This window comes from Janibacter indicus (genome assembly GCF_900176385.1).
GTDB classification, from domain to species: Bacteria; Actinomycetota; Actinomycetes; order Actinomycetales; family Dermatophilaceae; genus Janibacter; species Janibacter indicus.
The window spans coordinates 21,430-35,606 of the sequence record NZ_FWXN01000008.1; the positions used below are offsets into that span (position 1 = coordinate 21,430).

The following is a 14,177-nucleotide window of genomic DNA, read 5'->3' on the forward strand; positions in this document are numbered from 1 at the left end:
CGTCCTTACTTTGTCAAGATGAGCGAGGTCGGAGTGCCGTTCAGATCAGAGAGGACGCCGGGCAGAAGGGGCAGAGTATTACGCCAGCGGTAGTCGTAAAATCTATACAGCCTGCTCTTATAGTCGCGGGTGTACGTCTTAGGCGAGGCATGGTGCTCCACGAAATGCGGATACTCCGGCAGAAGCTCGCGGAGCCCTTGACCGACGACGATTTCCCATGACTTAGCCTTCTTCTCGCATTTTGCGGCGAAGTTTGCGGCGAAACCGAGCGGGTTGATCTCGCTACGCTCCCGGCTGCCGCTACGAACGAAGGTCGTTTGGCCATAGTCCAGACCGGCCCTGGCCTGGATGCGAGCGATACGGCGGCCGTCTAGCCAGGGGTTGACCTCCCGTTCGATGCCGTCTAGCGCGAAGGCGCAAGCGGCAAGTGCCATCGCGCCCGTGACCTCGGGCTGACCAGGGCTGAAGCCGGCGAAGAGACCATCTCCCCGAAGGCCCAGCGGGTGCCCTCCGAAGAGATTGACAACCTCGACGAAGCCGGAGAGCACGGCATGGGCGAGATCCACGACCTCATCCTGGTCGTCCCAGAACGTGCGCCCAGTGAAGTTCGTGAGATCGAGGAAGACGGTCACCATCGGTGCCGTTCGCCGCTCCCCGATGTCGAGGGTCTCGTAATCGGGGTGCCCAAGCGCTTTGGTCTCCAACGCAGCGCTCGCCGTCGTCGACTTTTGCATCGACTGCGTTGCGCGACGCCGCGAGAAGTCATCGCGCACGGTGGCACCGAACTGTGCCCTGGTGTAGTCGCTCAACTCGCGGTCCTCCCGGCATCAGCAGCCGAAGGGCTGCAGGTACAGGATACGTAGTGGCGCCGACAGCCGAGTCGCTCTAGAGATCCATGGAGGCGCGATACGTCAGAACGCTCTCCACACTCCACGATGCCCGAGGTGGCGCGAGGGTTTAGGGATGGTGCGGACCTGCTTACATTCGGCAGCCGCCGAGCCGACCTCCTCACCTCAGCTTTGCAAGTGACGTGCCAACGAGCCGACGCTGCGAGGCCGCATTTTGGACGTACGACGGTCGACTCAACAGCTCTGACCGACACCGGCGGACCCGAGTTTCCGCGGTTGTCACGGTTGTCAGACGCGCGAATCACGCCCTCACGACTCTCCTAAGAAGGTGTCGCTGGTTCGAATCCAGCCGGGGGCGCCCATCACCTAGGCCGCGTCGAGCAGCGCCAGCAGGCGGGCCTCAAGCGCCGACGGTTGCTCCACCACCGGCCGTCTCTCTGCACGACCGAGGCCGAGCAGGGGTGGCGCGAGGCAGCGGACATCACCAGCAGCCGGGGTCGTCAGCCGCACCTCGTGCGGCCCGCCGCCCGGGTCGAGACCGGTCGAGATCACCTCGGCCCGCCAGCCGGGCGCCTCCTTGTCGAGGTTGTGCCGCTGGCAGACGCCCATGCCGTTGCTCGCGGAGGTCTCGCCGCCACGGGAGACCCGGCGGACGTGGTCGACCTGGCGCACCGGAGCATCGCACCACGGCACCCGGCAGGTCGCGTCGCGCAGCTCGATCAGCCGCCTCAGCCGACCGGCGAAGAGCCGCTGCCTCGAGTCGACGGCCACGAGATCGCGCCCGTCGGGCGCTGTCCAGAGCCGCCGCAGCCAGAGCGCCGTCTCGCCATCTCGGTCAACGCCCTCGTCGAGCAGTCGCAGCACGTGCTCGCGGGCGAGGTCACCGGCCAGCGCGCCGTGACCCGGCACCTCGACCTCGTCGGCGCCGCCAGCGTCCGAGCCCGTGCCCGGGAGGAGCACGCCCTCACTCATCACGAGCCCGATCTCCACCGGCTGGGCCTGACCGGGCGCCCGCCCGGAGAGCAGCTCGAGGGCCGTGTCGGTCATCCAGGCACCACGACCCCGCTCGTCGGCGGCAGCGGCCGCATCGGCCTCGGGGTCACCGGTCGCCACGTGCCGCGCCTGCTCGGCCGCGCGCAGCGCGACGTGGGCGCCGACGACGTCGACGAGCGGCCCGAGGATCGACAGCCAGGCCATGCCGTCAGGCGCCGGGCGGACCGACACGTGCCGCGAGGCCGCGGCCCGACGCCGCCGCTCGACGACCGACTCCTGGTCGAGGTCGACGCACGCCCGGTGCGCGGCGGCAGCCAGCGCCCGGTCACCGAGGTCGCGCAGCCCACCCGCCAACCGACGGTCGGCCTCGCGCCGGCGCACCGGCGACAGGCAGGCCGTTTCGCGGACGACGATCGTCGCCCGCCACTCGCTGATCTCACCCGCGGTGAGCGCGGCCATCGTGCCGGGCAGCTCGTGGACGAGCGCCTGCGCGGCGCCCACGTGACGGTCGGCCTGACCCGGCGAGCACCGCCGCGCCAGCGCCACCTCGCTGCGGGTGGCCCGGCGTCGCAGCGAGGCCTCGCGACGGGAGATCTCCTCGGCGGCGGCCATCTCGGCAACCCGCGCGTCACGCTCCTCGACAAAGCGTGCAGTGGCGCGGGCCTGAGCGGCGGCAGCGGCCCCCTTCGTCATCTCGAGGAGGGCGACGACCTCGAGCAGCTCGACCTCGGTCAGCCCGTCGACGCCGGTGGCGGACACCTCGGCAAGCACGGCGCGCAGGCGCCCCGGGACCGTGGTCCCACTGACCTGATCGGTGATCGACTGATGTGTCATGGCGCCTCCCCTCGCCCCTCCAGTATCGAACATGTGTTCGAAGAATTCAAGAGGGTGGGCCGAGATGTCTTCGGGAACCTGCCGAGCCGGGCACCTACGGCACCGCGAGGACGCGCGTGCACCCCGACCTCGGGGCGCTGGGTCACCTGCCGTTAAACTGGCCTCCCGTCCCCGGACCCGTGAGAGGCCCTCGTGACCCTGCTGCTGCTTGCGCACTTCGCGGCGGCAGCAGTTGCGCCCGGCCTCGCCAAGCTCCTCAACCGACGCGCCTTCCTCGTCCTGGCCCTCGTGCCCGCCGCGGCCTTCGCCTGGCTCCTCGCCCAGACCGGCGACGTGACCGCCGGCCGGTCGATCGTCGAGGACATCGCCTGGGTCCCCTCGCTCGGCATGGACTTCGCGCTGCGGCTCGGCACCCTCCAGTGGCTCCTCGGGCTGCTCGTCACCGGCGTCGGTGCCCTCGCCCTGCTCTACTGCGCCTGGTACTTCAAGCCCGACGACCCCAGCCTGTGGCGCTTCACGGGCGTCTTCACCGCCTTCGCGGGCGCCATGCTCGGCCTCGTCCTCGCCGACAACCTCCTGGCGCTCTACATCTTCTGGGAGCTGACGACGGTCTTCTCCTACACGCTCATCGGGCACAACCCGGTGCGCTCGGCCAACCGCCGCTCCGCCACCCAGGCCCTGCTCGTCACGACCTTCGGCGGCCTGGCGATGCTCATCGGCACGGTGATCATCGGCGAGACGAGCAGCTACACGATCAGCGAGATGCTCGCCTCGCCGCCCCCGGCCGGCGCCCTGACGACGACGGCCGCCCTCCTCGTCCTCGTCGGCGCCCTCACCAAGTCGGCGCAGGTGCCCTTCCACTTCTGGCTGCCCGGCGCCATGGCCGCCCCGACCCCGGTGAGCGCCTACCTGCACGCAGCCTCGATGGTCAAGGCCGGCATCTACCTCATCCTGCTGCTCGAGCCGATCTTCGCGGACGTGCCCGGGTGGCGTCCGGTCCTGCTCGTCCTCGGCCTGTGGACGATGATCCTCGGTGGCTGGCGGGCCCTGCGTCAGGACGACATCAAGCTCCTCCTCGCCTACGGCACGGTGAGCCAGCTGGGCTTCATGACCGTCCTCGCGGGCGTCGGCACCCAGGCCGCCGGGCTGGCCGCCCTGGCCCTCGTCCTCTCCCACGCCCTCTTCAAGTCGGTGCTCTTCTTCAGCGTCGGCATCATCGACAAAGGGACCGGCACCCGCGACCTGACGCAGCTGCACGGCCTCGGGCGCACCGCACCGGTCCTCGCCACGGCCGCGACCCTGTCCGCCGCCTCGATGGCCGGCCTGCCGCCGCTCGTCGGCTTCGTCGCCAAGGAGTCGGCGCTCACCGCCGTCATCGAGTCCGCTCACGGCCCCCTGTCGACGACCACCGGCTGGCTGGCCGTCGTCGGCCTCGTCACGGGATCTGTGCTCACGGTGGCCTACTCCGCGCGCTTCGTCTGGGGTGCCTTCGCGACGAAGGGGGCGACCGGCGCCGCCCCGAGCCCCACCCCCTTCGCCGCACCCCACGCGCTGCTCATCGCGCCGGTCCTGCTGTCGCTCACGACCCTGGCGTCCGGCTTCTTCGGCGACCCGCTCACCAAGCTCTTCCACCCCTACACCGAGACGCTCCCGGGCGCCGAGCCCGAGCACCTCGCGCTGTGGCACGGCCTCACCCCGGCCCTCGGGCTGACCGTCGTGGCGATCGTCGCCGGCCTCCTGCTCTTCGTGGGGCGGGCCCCCTTCGCCCGGGTCCAGGCCGCGCTGCCCGAGGTGGTCAACGCCGAGCGCGTCTACCAGCGCTTCATGAAGGCCCTCGACCGCTTCGCCGTCGAGGTCACCGCCCTCGCCCAGGGCGGCTCGCTGCCGACCTACCTCGGCGCGATCTTCCTCGTCGTCATCCTCCTGCCGGGCGTCGTCGCCGCCACCGCCCTGCCGGGCACCGAGGTGCGGCTGTGGGACACCTTCAGCCAGGCGGCCGTCGGGCTCTTCGTCATCGCCGCGGCGATCCTCGCCGTGCGCGGCCGCAACCGCCTCCAGTCGGTGATGTTCGTCGGCCTCACCGGCTACGGGCTGGCCCTGCTCTTCCACCTGCACGGGGCGCCCGACCTCGCCCTGACCCAGGTGCTCGTCGAGACCTTCTCCCTCGTCCTCTTCGTCCTCGTGCTGCGCATGCTCCCGCAGGACTTCCGCCGCCGCCCCCGCTCCGGCCGCCGCTCGCGCCGCCGGCTGTGGCGCCTCGCCCTCGCCGGGACCATGGGCGCGGCGATCTCGATTCTCACGGTCGTCGCGGCCAATGCCCGCATCCACGAGCCGATCAGCAAGGCCTTCCCCGAGCAGGCCTACGACTTCGGCCACGGACAAAATGTCGTCAACGTGACCCTCGTCGACATCCGCGCCTGGGACACCCTCGGCGAGATCTCGGTCCTCGTCGCGGCCGCGACCGGCATCGCCAGCCTGGTCTTCGTGCGCACCCAGGACGTCGAGCGCTCGTGGACCCGCCGGCGCAACCAGGGCCCGGTCACCGCGTCGCTCCCCCGCGAGCGCCGCTCGGTCATCCTCGAGACCGCCACCCGGCTGGTCTTCCACGTGATGATCGCGCTCTCGCTCTACCTGCTCTTCTCCGGGCACAACCAGCCCGGCGGTGGCTTCGCCGGTGGCCTCGTCCTCGGTCTGGCGTTGCTCGTGCGCTACCTCGCCGGCGGTCGCGCCGAGCTCGACCGCGCGGCCCCGGTGAGCGCCGGTCTCGTCCTCGGGGCCGGCCTGGTCGTCGCGGCGCTCTCCGCGCTCGCGCCGCTCGCCTTCGGCGGCACCGTGCTGCAGTCGGCGGTCGTGCAGTTCGACGTCCCCGTCTGGGGTCACGTCAAGCTCGTCACCGCGATGTTCTTCGACATCGGCGTCTACCTCATCGTCATCGGGCTCGCGCTCGACGTCGTCCGCTCGCTCGGTGCAGGTGTCGACAAGCAGGCCGAAGAGGACGGGGCCACCGCATGAACGCCATCGCGCCCAACCTCAGCCTCGTCGTCGTCGCCGGCTTCCTCATCGCGACCGGCGTCTACCTGCTCCTCGAGCGAGCGCTCACCCGCCTGATCCTCGGCATCGTCCTGGCGTCCAACGGCGTCGCCACGCTCTACCTCGTCGTCTCCGGACCGGCGAAGGGAGCCCCCTTCGTCGGTGCACGACCGGCCGACGAGATGAGCGACGCGCTCCCCCAGGCGATGGTGCTCACCGCGATCGTCATCGCCCTGGCCTCGGTCGGCTTCGTCCTGTCCCTCGCCTACCGCCAGTGGCGGATCACCGGCAGCGACGACGTACCCGACGACGCCGAGGACGAGCTGATCAAGCGCCTCGCCGAACGCGACGAGGTCTCCAGCACCTACGACGACGACACCCAGTCCACGACCGAGGCCCAAGAGGAGGACGCGACCGCATGACCGTGGCCAACCTCCTGCCCATGCCGGTGCTGCTGCCGCTGCTCGGCGCCGCCCTCACCCTGGTCGCCCGCCGTCACCCGCGCGTGCAGGTCGCCATCAGCATCGCCGTGCTCGCCGCCAGCCTCGCCGTCGCCGCCACCCTCATGTGGTCCACCCACCACGACGGACCCATCGCGCTGTGGCTCGGCGCGTGGTCCGAACCCTTGGGCATCGCCCTCGTCGCCGACCGAATCTCGGCGCTCATGCTGCTCATCAGCTCCTTCGTCATCCTCGTCGTGCTCGTCTTCGCCATCGGGCAGGGCGTCGCCGACGGCGACGAGGACTCGCCGCTCGCGATCTACTTCCCGACCTATCTCGTGCTCTCGGCCGGCGTGTCCAATGCCTTCCTCGCGGGCGACCTGTTCAACCTCTTCGTCAGCTTCGAGATGCTGCTCTTCGCGAGCTTCGTCCTGCTGACCCTCGGCGGCAGCGGCACCCGGATCCGGGCGGGGACGACCTACGTCATCGTCTCGATGGTCTCCTCCTTCCTCTTCCTGTCGGCGATCGCCGGGGTCTACGCCGCGACCGGCACGGTCAACCTGGCGCAGCTCTCCCTTCGCCTGCCCGAGATCGACTCGACGGTCTCGCTGGCGCTGCAGCTGATGCTCCTCACCGTCTTCGGCATCAAGGCGGCCGTCTTCCCGATGTCGGCGTGGCTGCCCGACTCCTACCCGTCGGCGCCGGTGCCGGTCTCGGCCGTCTTCGCCGGACTGCTCACCAAGGTCGGCGTCTACGCGATCGTGCGCACCCAGTTCCTGCTCTTCCCCGAGTCACCGCTGCACCACCTGATCATGGGGGCCGGCCTGCTGACGATGATCATCGGCATCCTCGGGGCGGTGGCCCAGCCGGGGATCAAGCGGATGCTCTCCTTCACCCTCGTCAGCCACATCGGCTACATGCTCTTCGGCATCGGGCTGGCGAGCGAGTCCGGGGTGTCGGCGGCGATCTTCTACATCGCCCACCACATCACCGTGCAGACCGCGCTCTTCCTCATCTCCGGCCTCATCGAGCGGGTGGGCGGCTCGACGGTCATCGACCGCCTCGGCGGGCTCGCCGCGAGCACCCCGGTGCTCGCCGTCCTCTTCTTCGTCCCGGCGATGAACCTCGCCGGCATCCCGCCCTTCTCCGGCTTCGTCGGCAAGGTCGGCCTGCTGCAGGCCGGCACCCAGGACGGCAGCGTCATCGCCTGGACGCTCGTCGTCGGCTCGGTCGTCACCTCGCTGCTCACCCTCTACGCCGTGGCCAAGACGTGGAGCGCGGCCTTCTGGCGGCCGCGTGCTGTCGAGGGCCAGGACCAGACCTTCGAGATGCCGACGCTCACCCCGAGCTTCGGGCGCCTGAGCGACGCCATCGGCGCCGCCGTCGCGGCCCAGCGCCCCTCGACCCCGATCGCCCCGCCGCCGGCGGTGACCCAGGTCGAGCGGCCGATGCCGCCGCTCATGCTGGGCGCGGCCGCCGCGGTCGTCGCCTTCAGCCTGGGGCTCTCGCTCTTCGCCGGCCCGCTCTTCACCTACACCGACGCGGCGGCCCGGCAGATGCTCTCCAGCGATGCCTACGTCCGCGCCGTCCTGCCCGAGGAGGCGCCGTGAGCGACACCGCCATCGACACGACCCCGGCGACCCGTCGGCGCGGCGGCTTCCAGCCCCGGGCGATCATCGCCCTAGCCGTCGTGTGGGTCCTGCTCTGGGACCGCATCACCCTGGGCAACATCGTCAACGGCCTGATCATCGGCGCGGTCGTCACGCAGATCTTCCCGCTGCCCTCGATCCAGTACTTCGGGCGGATCCACCCGTGGCGCCTCCTGCTGCTCATCGGGCGCTTCCTCGTCGACCTCGTGAGCGCCGCGGTCCAGATCGCCGGCGCCACCCTGAGCCGCCGCCCCAGCCAAGGTGGCTCGATCGTCGAGGTCCGGATGCGCACGCAATCGGAGTTCTACATGACGATCGTCTCCGCGCTCGTCTCCCTCGTGCCCGGGTCGATCGTCGTCGAGGCCAGACGCGGCGCCAACGTCCTCTACGTCCACGGCTTCCACGTCACCACGCCCGAGGGCGTGGAGGAGCTGCGCCGAGACGTCCTGGCCGTCGAGACCCGGGTCGTGCGGGCCATCGGCACCCCCGAGGAGATCTCGATCTGCACGCAGGAGGTCGCATGAGCATCATCCTGTCGATCGGTCTCGGGCTGCTCTTCGCCGCCGCCGGCCTGGTCCTCGTGCGCATCGCGCGGGGTCCGACCACCCTCGACCGTGCTCTGAGCCTCGACGTGGTCATCGTCATCGTCATCGGCATCATGGCGACCCAGATCGTGCGCACCGGTGACGCCGGGACGCTGCCGATCCTCGTCGTCTTCAGCCTCACCGGATTCGTCGGGTCGGTCTCGGTCGCCCGCTTCATGGCCCGCAAGGACGATGCCTCATGAGCTGGGCGCAGATCCTCGACCTCGCCGGGGCGATCAGCCTGCTCCTCGGTGCCACGCTGGCGCTCGTCGGCGCGATCGGCCTGGTGCGCCTGCCCGACTTCTTCGCCCGCATGCACGCCGCCACCAAGCCGCAGACCCTGGGCCTGCTGCTCATCCTGCTCGGCCTGGCGCTCACGGTGCGCACCTGGGCCTCGGTCGCCACGCTGCTCATCGTCGTCGGCGCCCAGGCCCTCACCGCCCCGGTCACGGCACACATCCTCGGCCGCGCCGGCTACCGCACCGGCATCGTCGAGGACGGCCTGCTCCACCACGACGAGCTCGGCGCCGCCTACCGACGGATGCAGGAGCAGGACCGGCAGCGCGAGCAGTCCTGACGACATGACGCAGGGGGCGAAGGGAGCAGCTGCTCCCTTCGCCCCCTGTCGGGTCGGCGGTCAGACCCGGCCGTAGCCGGAGACCCCGTCGAAGATCGGGCGGATCGAGACCGACGAGCCGGTGCGCGGCGAGTCGATCATCATGCCGTCGCCGACGTAGATGCCGACGTGCCACGACGGGGACCCGAAGAAGACCAGGTCGCCGGGCTGCGGGCTGGACACCGGGGTGGCGGCGGCCTGCTGGGCGGTGGTCACGCGCGGGATGGACTTGCCGGCCTTGGCGAAGACGTACTGCGTGAAGCCGGAGCAGTCGAAGCCCGCGGGGGTCGAGCCGCCGTAGACGTAGGGGGTGCCGATGTACTGCTTGGCGATCTCGACGACATTGCTCGAGGCGGCCGGGGCCGGCGCCGCGGTCTCGGCGGCGGGGGTCGAGGTGCTCGCCTGCGGGGCGGGCGACTGGCGCTCCTGCGAGCGGCTGGCGGCCTCGGACTCGCGCTCCTGCGCGGCCTGCTCACGCTCGGCGCGCATGCGCAGCTGGTAGGGGGTGGGGCCGGTCGGCTTGGCGACGGGCTCGACCTCGATCTTGCCGAAGGCGGAGGTCGCGGCCGTCGAAGTGGCCGGGGCGCTCGGCGCGGTGACGGCCGCGGCAGCCGGGGCGGCGGGGGCAGCAGCGGCCCGGACCGGGGTGGCGTCGACCTGGTCGGCGGCGGTGCTCGCCTGCGCGGGGATGGCGATGGCGGCGACGAGACCACCGGAGGCGGCGAGGACGGCGGAGCCCTTGGCCAGCGGGGTGCCCGTCTGGCTGATGACGGTGCCGATCTCGGTCAGGGGGTTGTAGCGCTCAGGAGCGCGGTGGCGCCCGACGTTGTGAGACACGATGTATACCTCTGTCCCGCCTGCGAGGTCAGCTGTCGGGTTCGGGCCAGAGGTGCGGTCCGGTCCCGCGGCACCGGACCGACCCAGCGGTCCGCACGCCCCGGGACTTCACCCCGAGGAGCATCCGCGATGCCCCATGAGTGGGTCCCCCGCTCCTGCCATGCGGTGTGCTCTCACTACCGTCGGTGCGGTGGCAGGACTTGTCGTCCGCGTGACGGATCCGCCCAGGGGAGGCGGACCTCCCGACCGCACCTGCCGATCACGAAAATGTCACACCGAGGTCACGGCACGGTACGCACGCGGTCAGGGCGCGATCTGCTCCACGAAGACGTGGACGGCCACGTCGCGCGGCAGCGAGACCGCGTCGGAGGGGGCCGCGCCGTCACGGGCGACGATGATGCGGTCGTCCTCGGGAGTGACGCGCACGACCTCGCGCGGGCGCAGCCGGGCCTCGGTGAGCAGTGCGAGCGCCTCGTGGTCCTCCTGCGCCGGCTCACCGATGCGCCGCACACGGAAGGGACCGGTCAGGCCGCCGTCGACGACGTCGGTGAGGCTGGAGAGCCCCTCGAGGTAGTCGTCGGCCGGGGCCTCGTCGCCGCCGGCGAGCAGCTCGTCGAGGCCGGGGATCGGGGTGCCGTAGGGCGACTCGCGGTGCTCGGGGATCATGGCGAGGATCTTGCGCTCGACGCGCTCGCTCATCACGTGCTCCCAGCGGCAGGCCTCGTCGTGGATGTGCTCCCACTCGAGGCCGATGACGTCGGCGAGCAGTCGCTCGGCGAGGCGGTGCTTGCGCATGACGCGGGTGGCGAGGAGCCGGCCCTCGTCGGAGAGCACGAGGCGACGGTCCTCGCCGAGGCTCACCAGCCCGTCACGCTCCATGCGCGCGATCGTCTGCGAAACGGTGGGACCCGAGTGCCCCAGCCGCTCGGCGATGCGGGCCCGCATGGGAGGGATGCCCTCCTCCTCGAGTTCGAAGATCGTGCGGAGGTACATCTCCGTGGTGTCGATGAGATCCTTCACAGCTCCATCATGCCTTGCCGCGCTCCCGGTCGGCCCGCGAGACCCACAGACTCGTCCAGCCCAGCCCGACGAGCCCGGTCGCGCCGAGCACCACCGCCGCGACCGGCAGCGACACCAGGGCCGTCACGGCGCTCAGCCCGAGCGTGCCGCCGGCGTGGCCGAGCTCGCCCATGAGCCGCCAGGCGCCGAGGAACTGCGCGCGGTCGCGGTCCGGCGCCGCATCGGCCCCGAGGGTCATGACGATGCCGGACCCCAGACCATTGCCCAGGGCCATGACGAGGGCCACGGCGAGCAGCTCCCCCTTCGTGCCGGCGAGGGGCAGCGCGAGGAAGGACGTCGAGACCACCGACAGCAGCACCGCGACGACCCACACCCGGCCGAGGCGGTCCATGACCCAGCCTCCCGGGTAGACGAGGAGCAGCTCGGCGACGCCGGCGACGGCGAAGATCTGCGAGGAGTCGACGCCGTCGAGCCCGATGTGCACCGCCCACAGGGGCAGGATCACCAACCGCGACTGCCGCAGCGCGGAGATCACCGTGACGCCGATGCCCTGGGTGAGCAGGAGGCGCGCGTGCTGCCGCACGACCCGCAGGACCCCCGTGTGCGGCTCCCCGGCCCGGGCCCGCTCGTGGTCGCCGGTGAGGTCGGGCGCGGTGAGCACGGTGACCACCGAGCCGACGGCGAGGAGCACGGCCACTCCGTAGGCCCCCTGCAGGCCGAAGGGGGCGATCGCCACCGAGCCCAGGACCGGCCCGAGGAGCAGCCCCGCGCGCATCGAGCCGCCGAGCAGCGACATGCCGCGGGCGAGCAGCCGCTGCGGCAGCACGTCGATCATGTAGCCCTGCCGGGCGAGGAAGAAGGCCGAGGACGCCAACCCGCTCAGCAGGAGCGCCACGCCCATGAGCCACAGCGAGGGCGCCCAGCCGGCGACCGCCAGGGCGACGATGTCGAGCAGCCCGGCGCGCACGAGCGTGGCCCGCTCCCCGATGCGGGCGACGAGCGCCCCGGCGGGCAGGACCCCGACGAGCTGGCCGACGCCGGTGAGGGCGACGACGAAGGCGGCCGTGCCGATGCTCGCCCCGAGCTCGTCGGCGCGCAGCGCCGCGATCGGCACGACGGCACCCGTGGCCGCGGCGGAGAGCAGGGTCGGCCCGAAGGCGGGTACGGCGATGCGCCTCCAGCCGAAGGTCTCGCTCTCGCTCATCCCGGCCATCCTCTCCTGCCGCGGTGTCGATACCTTGGGCGGTGTCAGCGTCGCCGCCCGAAGGAGTGCCCATGACCCACCCCCTCGCCCTCGTCACCGGCGCCAGCTCCGGCATCGGCGCCGCCACCGCGCGCGCCCTCGCAGCGGCCGGCCACGAGGTGGTCTGCGCGGCCCGCCGCACCGACCGCATCGCCGACCTCGCCGCCGAGATCGACGGGCGCGCGGTCACCTGCGACGTCACCGACCCCGACGCGGTGGCCGCCCTGGCCGCCGAGGTGGGCGACCGGCTCGACGTGCTCGTCAACAACGCCGGTGGCGCCTACGGCCTCGACCCCGTGGCGACCGGCGACGTCGAGGACTGGCGGGCGATGTACGAGGTCAACGTCATCGGGACCCTGCGCGTGGTGCAGGCGCTGCTCCCTTCGCTCGTGGCGGCCGAGGGGGTCATCGTCAACGTCGGCTCCATCGCGGGGCGCACCTCCTACGAGGGCGGCGCCGGCTACACCGCGGCCAAGCACGCGCTGGCGACGATGACCGAGACGATGCGTCTGGAGCTCGTCGACCAGCCGGTGCGGGTCACCGAGATCGCGCCCGGGATGGTGCAGACCGAGGGATTTTCGCTCACCCGCTTCAAGGGTGACCGGGAGCGGGCGGAGCAGGTCTACGCCGGCGTCGCCGAGCCGCTCGTCGCCGACGACATCGCCGAGGCGATCACCTGGATGGCCACCCGGCCGCGCCACGTCAACATCGACCTCATGGTCATCAAGCCGCGGGCGCAGGCCGCCGCCCACAAGGTCCACCGGGAGTAGGAAGGCACCGTCATGCCCACGTCACCGCACACGCCCGAGTCCGTCTTCACCTATGCCGCGCCGCGGCTGAAGTTCGGCCCCGGCGCCGTCACCGAGATCGGCCACGACGTCGCCGGGCTGGGCGCCCGCAGCGCGCTCGTCGTCACCGACCCCCGGCTGGCCGCGACCGGCCACCCCGAGCGCGTCGCCAAGGCCCTGCGCACGGCCGGGCTGCGGGTCGACGTGCACGACTCCGCCGCCGTCGAGCCCAGTGACGTGTCGCTGGCCGCCGCCGTCGAGCGGGCGAAGGGGGCGGCACCCTTCGACGCCGTCGTCGCCGTCGGTGGTGGGTCGAGCATCGACACGGCCAAGGCAGTGTCCCTGCTGCTCACCAACCCGGGTGAGCTCATGGACTACGTCAACGCCCCGGTCGGGGGCGGGCGCGCGCCCGAGCAGCCGGTGCTCCCGCTCGTCGCGGTGCCCACGACGACCGGGACCGGGGCCGAGTCGACGACCGTGTGCGTCCTCGACGTGCTGGCGTCCCAGGTCAAGACCGGCATCAGCCACGAGCGGCTGCGGCCGGTGCTCGCCGTCGTCGACCCCGAGCTGACCGCGACCCAGCCGGCGGGGGTCACCGCGTCGGCGGGCATGGACATCCTGTGCCACGCCCTCGAGTCGTGGACCGCGCGGCCCTACACGAGCTACGAGCACAAGACGCCCGAGCAGCGCGTGCCCTACTGCGGGTCCAACCCGATCTCGGACCTCTATGCGGAAAAGGCGATGCGGCTGCTCGCCGGCGCCTTCCGCGGGGCGGTGGCCGGGGAGGAGCAGGCGCGGACCGACATGGCGCTCGCGGCGACCTTCGCGGGGATGGGCTTCGGCAACGCCGGTGTGCACGTGCCGCACGCCAACGCCTACCCGATCGCCGGGCGGGTCCACGACCTCGGCTCCGAATTCCGGCCGCGCGACTACGACGTCGACGAGGCGATGGTGCCCCACGGGATGGCGGTCGCGTCGACGGCTCCGGCGGCCTTCGCGATGACCTTCGCGGCCAACCCGCAGCGCCACCTCACCGCCGCCGCCTGGCTCGACCCGCAGGGCCTTGACGCCGACGTCCCCGAGCCGGAGCGCCTCTCGGCCGTGCTGCGCCGCCTCATGCGTGACATCGGCCAGCCCTCGGGCCTGGCCGAGATCGGCTACGGCGACGCGGACGTCGACGGCATCGTCTCGGGGACGATGCAGCAGCAGCGGCTGCTCGCCACCGCCCCGCGCGAGGTCACCGAGGAGGACGTCGCCGGCGTGGTGCGGGCGTCGATGCACCACTGGTGAGGTGA

13 protein-coding genes and 1 riboswitch are annotated in these 14,177 nt (G+C 71.7%); of the genes, 8 read left to right on the forward strand and 5 right to left on the reverse strand.

From position 1 onward, the window contains the following. Positions 1 to 5: 5 nt before the first annotated feature. Both B9B60_RS10540 and B9B60_RS10545 read right to left on the reverse strand, forming a co-directional pair. Positions 6 to 809, reverse strand: a complete 804-nt coding sequence (locus B9B60_RS10540; RefSeq protein ID WP_200811209.1) for an adenylate/guanylate cyclase domain-containing protein — start codon at positions 807 to 809, stop codon at positions 6 to 8. Between the two features lie 405 nt (positions 810 to 1,214). After that, on the reverse strand, positions 1,215 to 2,675 hold the full coding sequence (locus B9B60_RS10545) for an HNH endonuclease signature motif containing protein (RefSeq protein WP_084451370.1): 1,461 nt from the start codon (positions 2,673 to 2,675) through the stop codon (positions 1,215 to 1,217). Between the two features lie 192 nt (positions 2,676 to 2,867). On the opposite strand from B9B60_RS10545, the gene B9B60_RS10550 reads away from it, so the two are divergent. The 6 genes from B9B60_RS10550 to mnhG are packed head-to-tail and all read left to right on the forward strand — an operon-like array spanning position 2,868 to position 8,955. Further along, positions 2,868 to 5,687 carry a Na+/H+ antiporter subunit A gene (locus B9B60_RS10550; RefSeq protein WP_084451371.1) on the forward strand — a complete coding sequence of 940 codons (2,820 nt, stop codon included), beginning with the start codon at positions 2,868 to 2,870 and terminating at the stop codon, positions 5,685 to 5,687. After that, a complete protein-coding gene (locus B9B60_RS10555; protein ID WP_084451372.1) occupies positions 5,684 to 6,127 on the forward strand; it encodes a Na(+)/H(+) antiporter subunit C in 444 nt (147 codons plus the stop codon). Before B9B60_RS10550 ends, B9B60_RS10555 begins: the two co-directional genes overlap by 4 nt. Beyond that, positions 6,124 to 7,755, forward strand: coding sequence for a Na+/H+ antiporter subunit D (locus B9B60_RS10560; protein ID WP_084451373.1), 1,632 nt, complete (start codon positions 6,124 to 6,126; stop codon positions 7,753 to 7,755). Before B9B60_RS10555 ends, B9B60_RS10560 begins: the two co-directional genes overlap by 4 nt. After that, complete coding sequence (locus B9B60_RS10565) at positions 7,752 to 8,318, forward strand: Na+/H+ antiporter subunit E (protein ID WP_072623634.1); 567 nt, start codon at positions 7,752 to 7,754, stop codon at positions 8,316 to 8,318. Before B9B60_RS10560 ends, B9B60_RS10565 begins: the two co-directional genes overlap by 4 nt. Continuing rightward, positions 8,315 to 8,581 carry an MrpF/PhaF family protein gene (locus B9B60_RS10570; protein WP_072623633.1) on the forward strand — a complete coding sequence of 89 codons (267 nt, stop codon included), beginning with the start codon at positions 8,315 to 8,317 and terminating at the stop codon, positions 8,579 to 8,581. The genes B9B60_RS10565 and B9B60_RS10570 overlap by 4 nt, the downstream gene beginning before the upstream one ends. Then, positions 8,578 to 8,955, forward strand: a complete 378-nt coding sequence (gene mnhG, locus B9B60_RS10575; protein WP_072623632.1) for a monovalent cation/H(+) antiporter subunit G — start codon at positions 8,578 to 8,580, stop codon at positions 8,953 to 8,955. Before B9B60_RS10570 ends, mnhG begins: the two co-directional genes overlap by 4 nt. A 60-nt stretch (positions 8,956 to 9,015) precedes the next feature. Here the strand turns inward: mnhG and B9B60_RS10580 are convergent, their stop codons facing one another. The 3 genes from B9B60_RS10580 to B9B60_RS10590 form a co-directional block, all read right to left on the reverse strand. Continuing rightward, entirely contained in the window at positions 9,016 to 9,831 is an 816-nt protein-coding gene (locus B9B60_RS10580; RefSeq protein ID WP_084451374.1) for a C40 family peptidase, read from the reverse strand. A gap of 2 nt (positions 9,832 to 9,833) precedes the next feature. Beyond that, a riboswitch (cyclic di-AMP (ydaO/yuaA leader) is annotated at positions 9,834 to 10,009 on the reverse strand. A 125-nt stretch (positions 10,010 to 10,134) separates the two neighbouring features. Further along, the gene (locus B9B60_RS10585) at positions 10,135 to 10,851 is read right to left on the reverse strand and encodes an iron-dependent transcriptional repressor DtxR (protein WP_084451375.1); all 717 of its coding nucleotides are present in this window, start codon (positions 10,849 to 10,851) and stop codon (positions 10,135 to 10,137) included. A 7-nt stretch (positions 10,852 to 10,858) separates the two neighbouring features. Next, entirely contained in the window at positions 10,859 to 12,055 is a 1,197-nt protein-coding gene (locus tag B9B60_RS10590; protein ID WP_072623629.1) for an MFS transporter, read from the reverse strand. A 71-nt stretch (positions 12,056 to 12,126) separates the two neighbouring features. Between B9B60_RS10590 and B9B60_RS10595 the strand changes: the two genes are divergently transcribed. After that, complete coding sequence (locus B9B60_RS10595; protein ID WP_084451377.1) at positions 12,127 to 12,864, forward strand: SDR family NAD(P)-dependent oxidoreductase; 738 nt, start codon at positions 12,127 to 12,129, stop codon at positions 12,862 to 12,864. 12 nt (positions 12,865 to 12,876) lie between these two features. Next, positions 12,877 to 14,172 (forward strand): hydroxyacid-oxoacid transhydrogenase, encoded by a 1,296-nt coding sequence (locus B9B60_RS10600; protein ID WP_084451378.1) that lies wholly within the window; start codon positions 12,877 to 12,879, stop codon positions 14,170 to 14,172. The last annotated feature ends 5 nt before the right edge of the window (positions 14,173 to 14,177 follow it).

Bases quoted from the DNA above. Each gene is read 5' to 3' on its own strand.
- B9B60_RS10545 (WP_084451370.1), bottom strand. From the start codon at position 2,675: ATGACACATCAGTCGATCACCGATCAGGTCAGTGGGACCACGGTCCCG.
- B9B60_RS10555 (WP_084451372.1), top strand. From the start codon at position 5,684: ATGAACGCCATCGCGCCCAACCTCAGCCTCGTCGTCGTCGCCGGCTTC.
- B9B60_RS10560 (WP_084451373.1), top strand. From the start codon at position 6,124: ATGACCGTGGCCAACCTCCTGCCCATGCCGGTGCTGCTGCCGCTGCTC.
- B9B60_RS10570 (WP_072623633.1), top strand. From the start codon at position 8,315: ATGAGCATCATCCTGTCGATCGGTCTCGGGCTGCTCTTCGCCGCCGCC.
- mnhG (WP_072623632.1), top strand. From the start codon at position 8,578: ATGAGCTGGGCGCAGATCCTCGACCTCGCCGGGGCGATCAGCCTGCTC.
- B9B60_RS10590 (WP_072623629.1), bottom strand. From the start codon at position 12,055: ATGAGCGAGAGCGAGACCTTCGGCTGGAGGCGCATCGCCGTACCCGCC.
- B9B60_RS10595 (WP_084451377.1), top strand. From the start codon at position 12,127: ATGACCCACCCCCTCGCCCTCGTCACCGGCGCCAGCTCCGGCATCGGC.
- B9B60_RS10600 (WP_084451378.1), top strand. From the start codon at position 12,877: ATGCCCACGTCACCGCACACGCCCGAGTCCGTCTTCACCTATGCCGCG.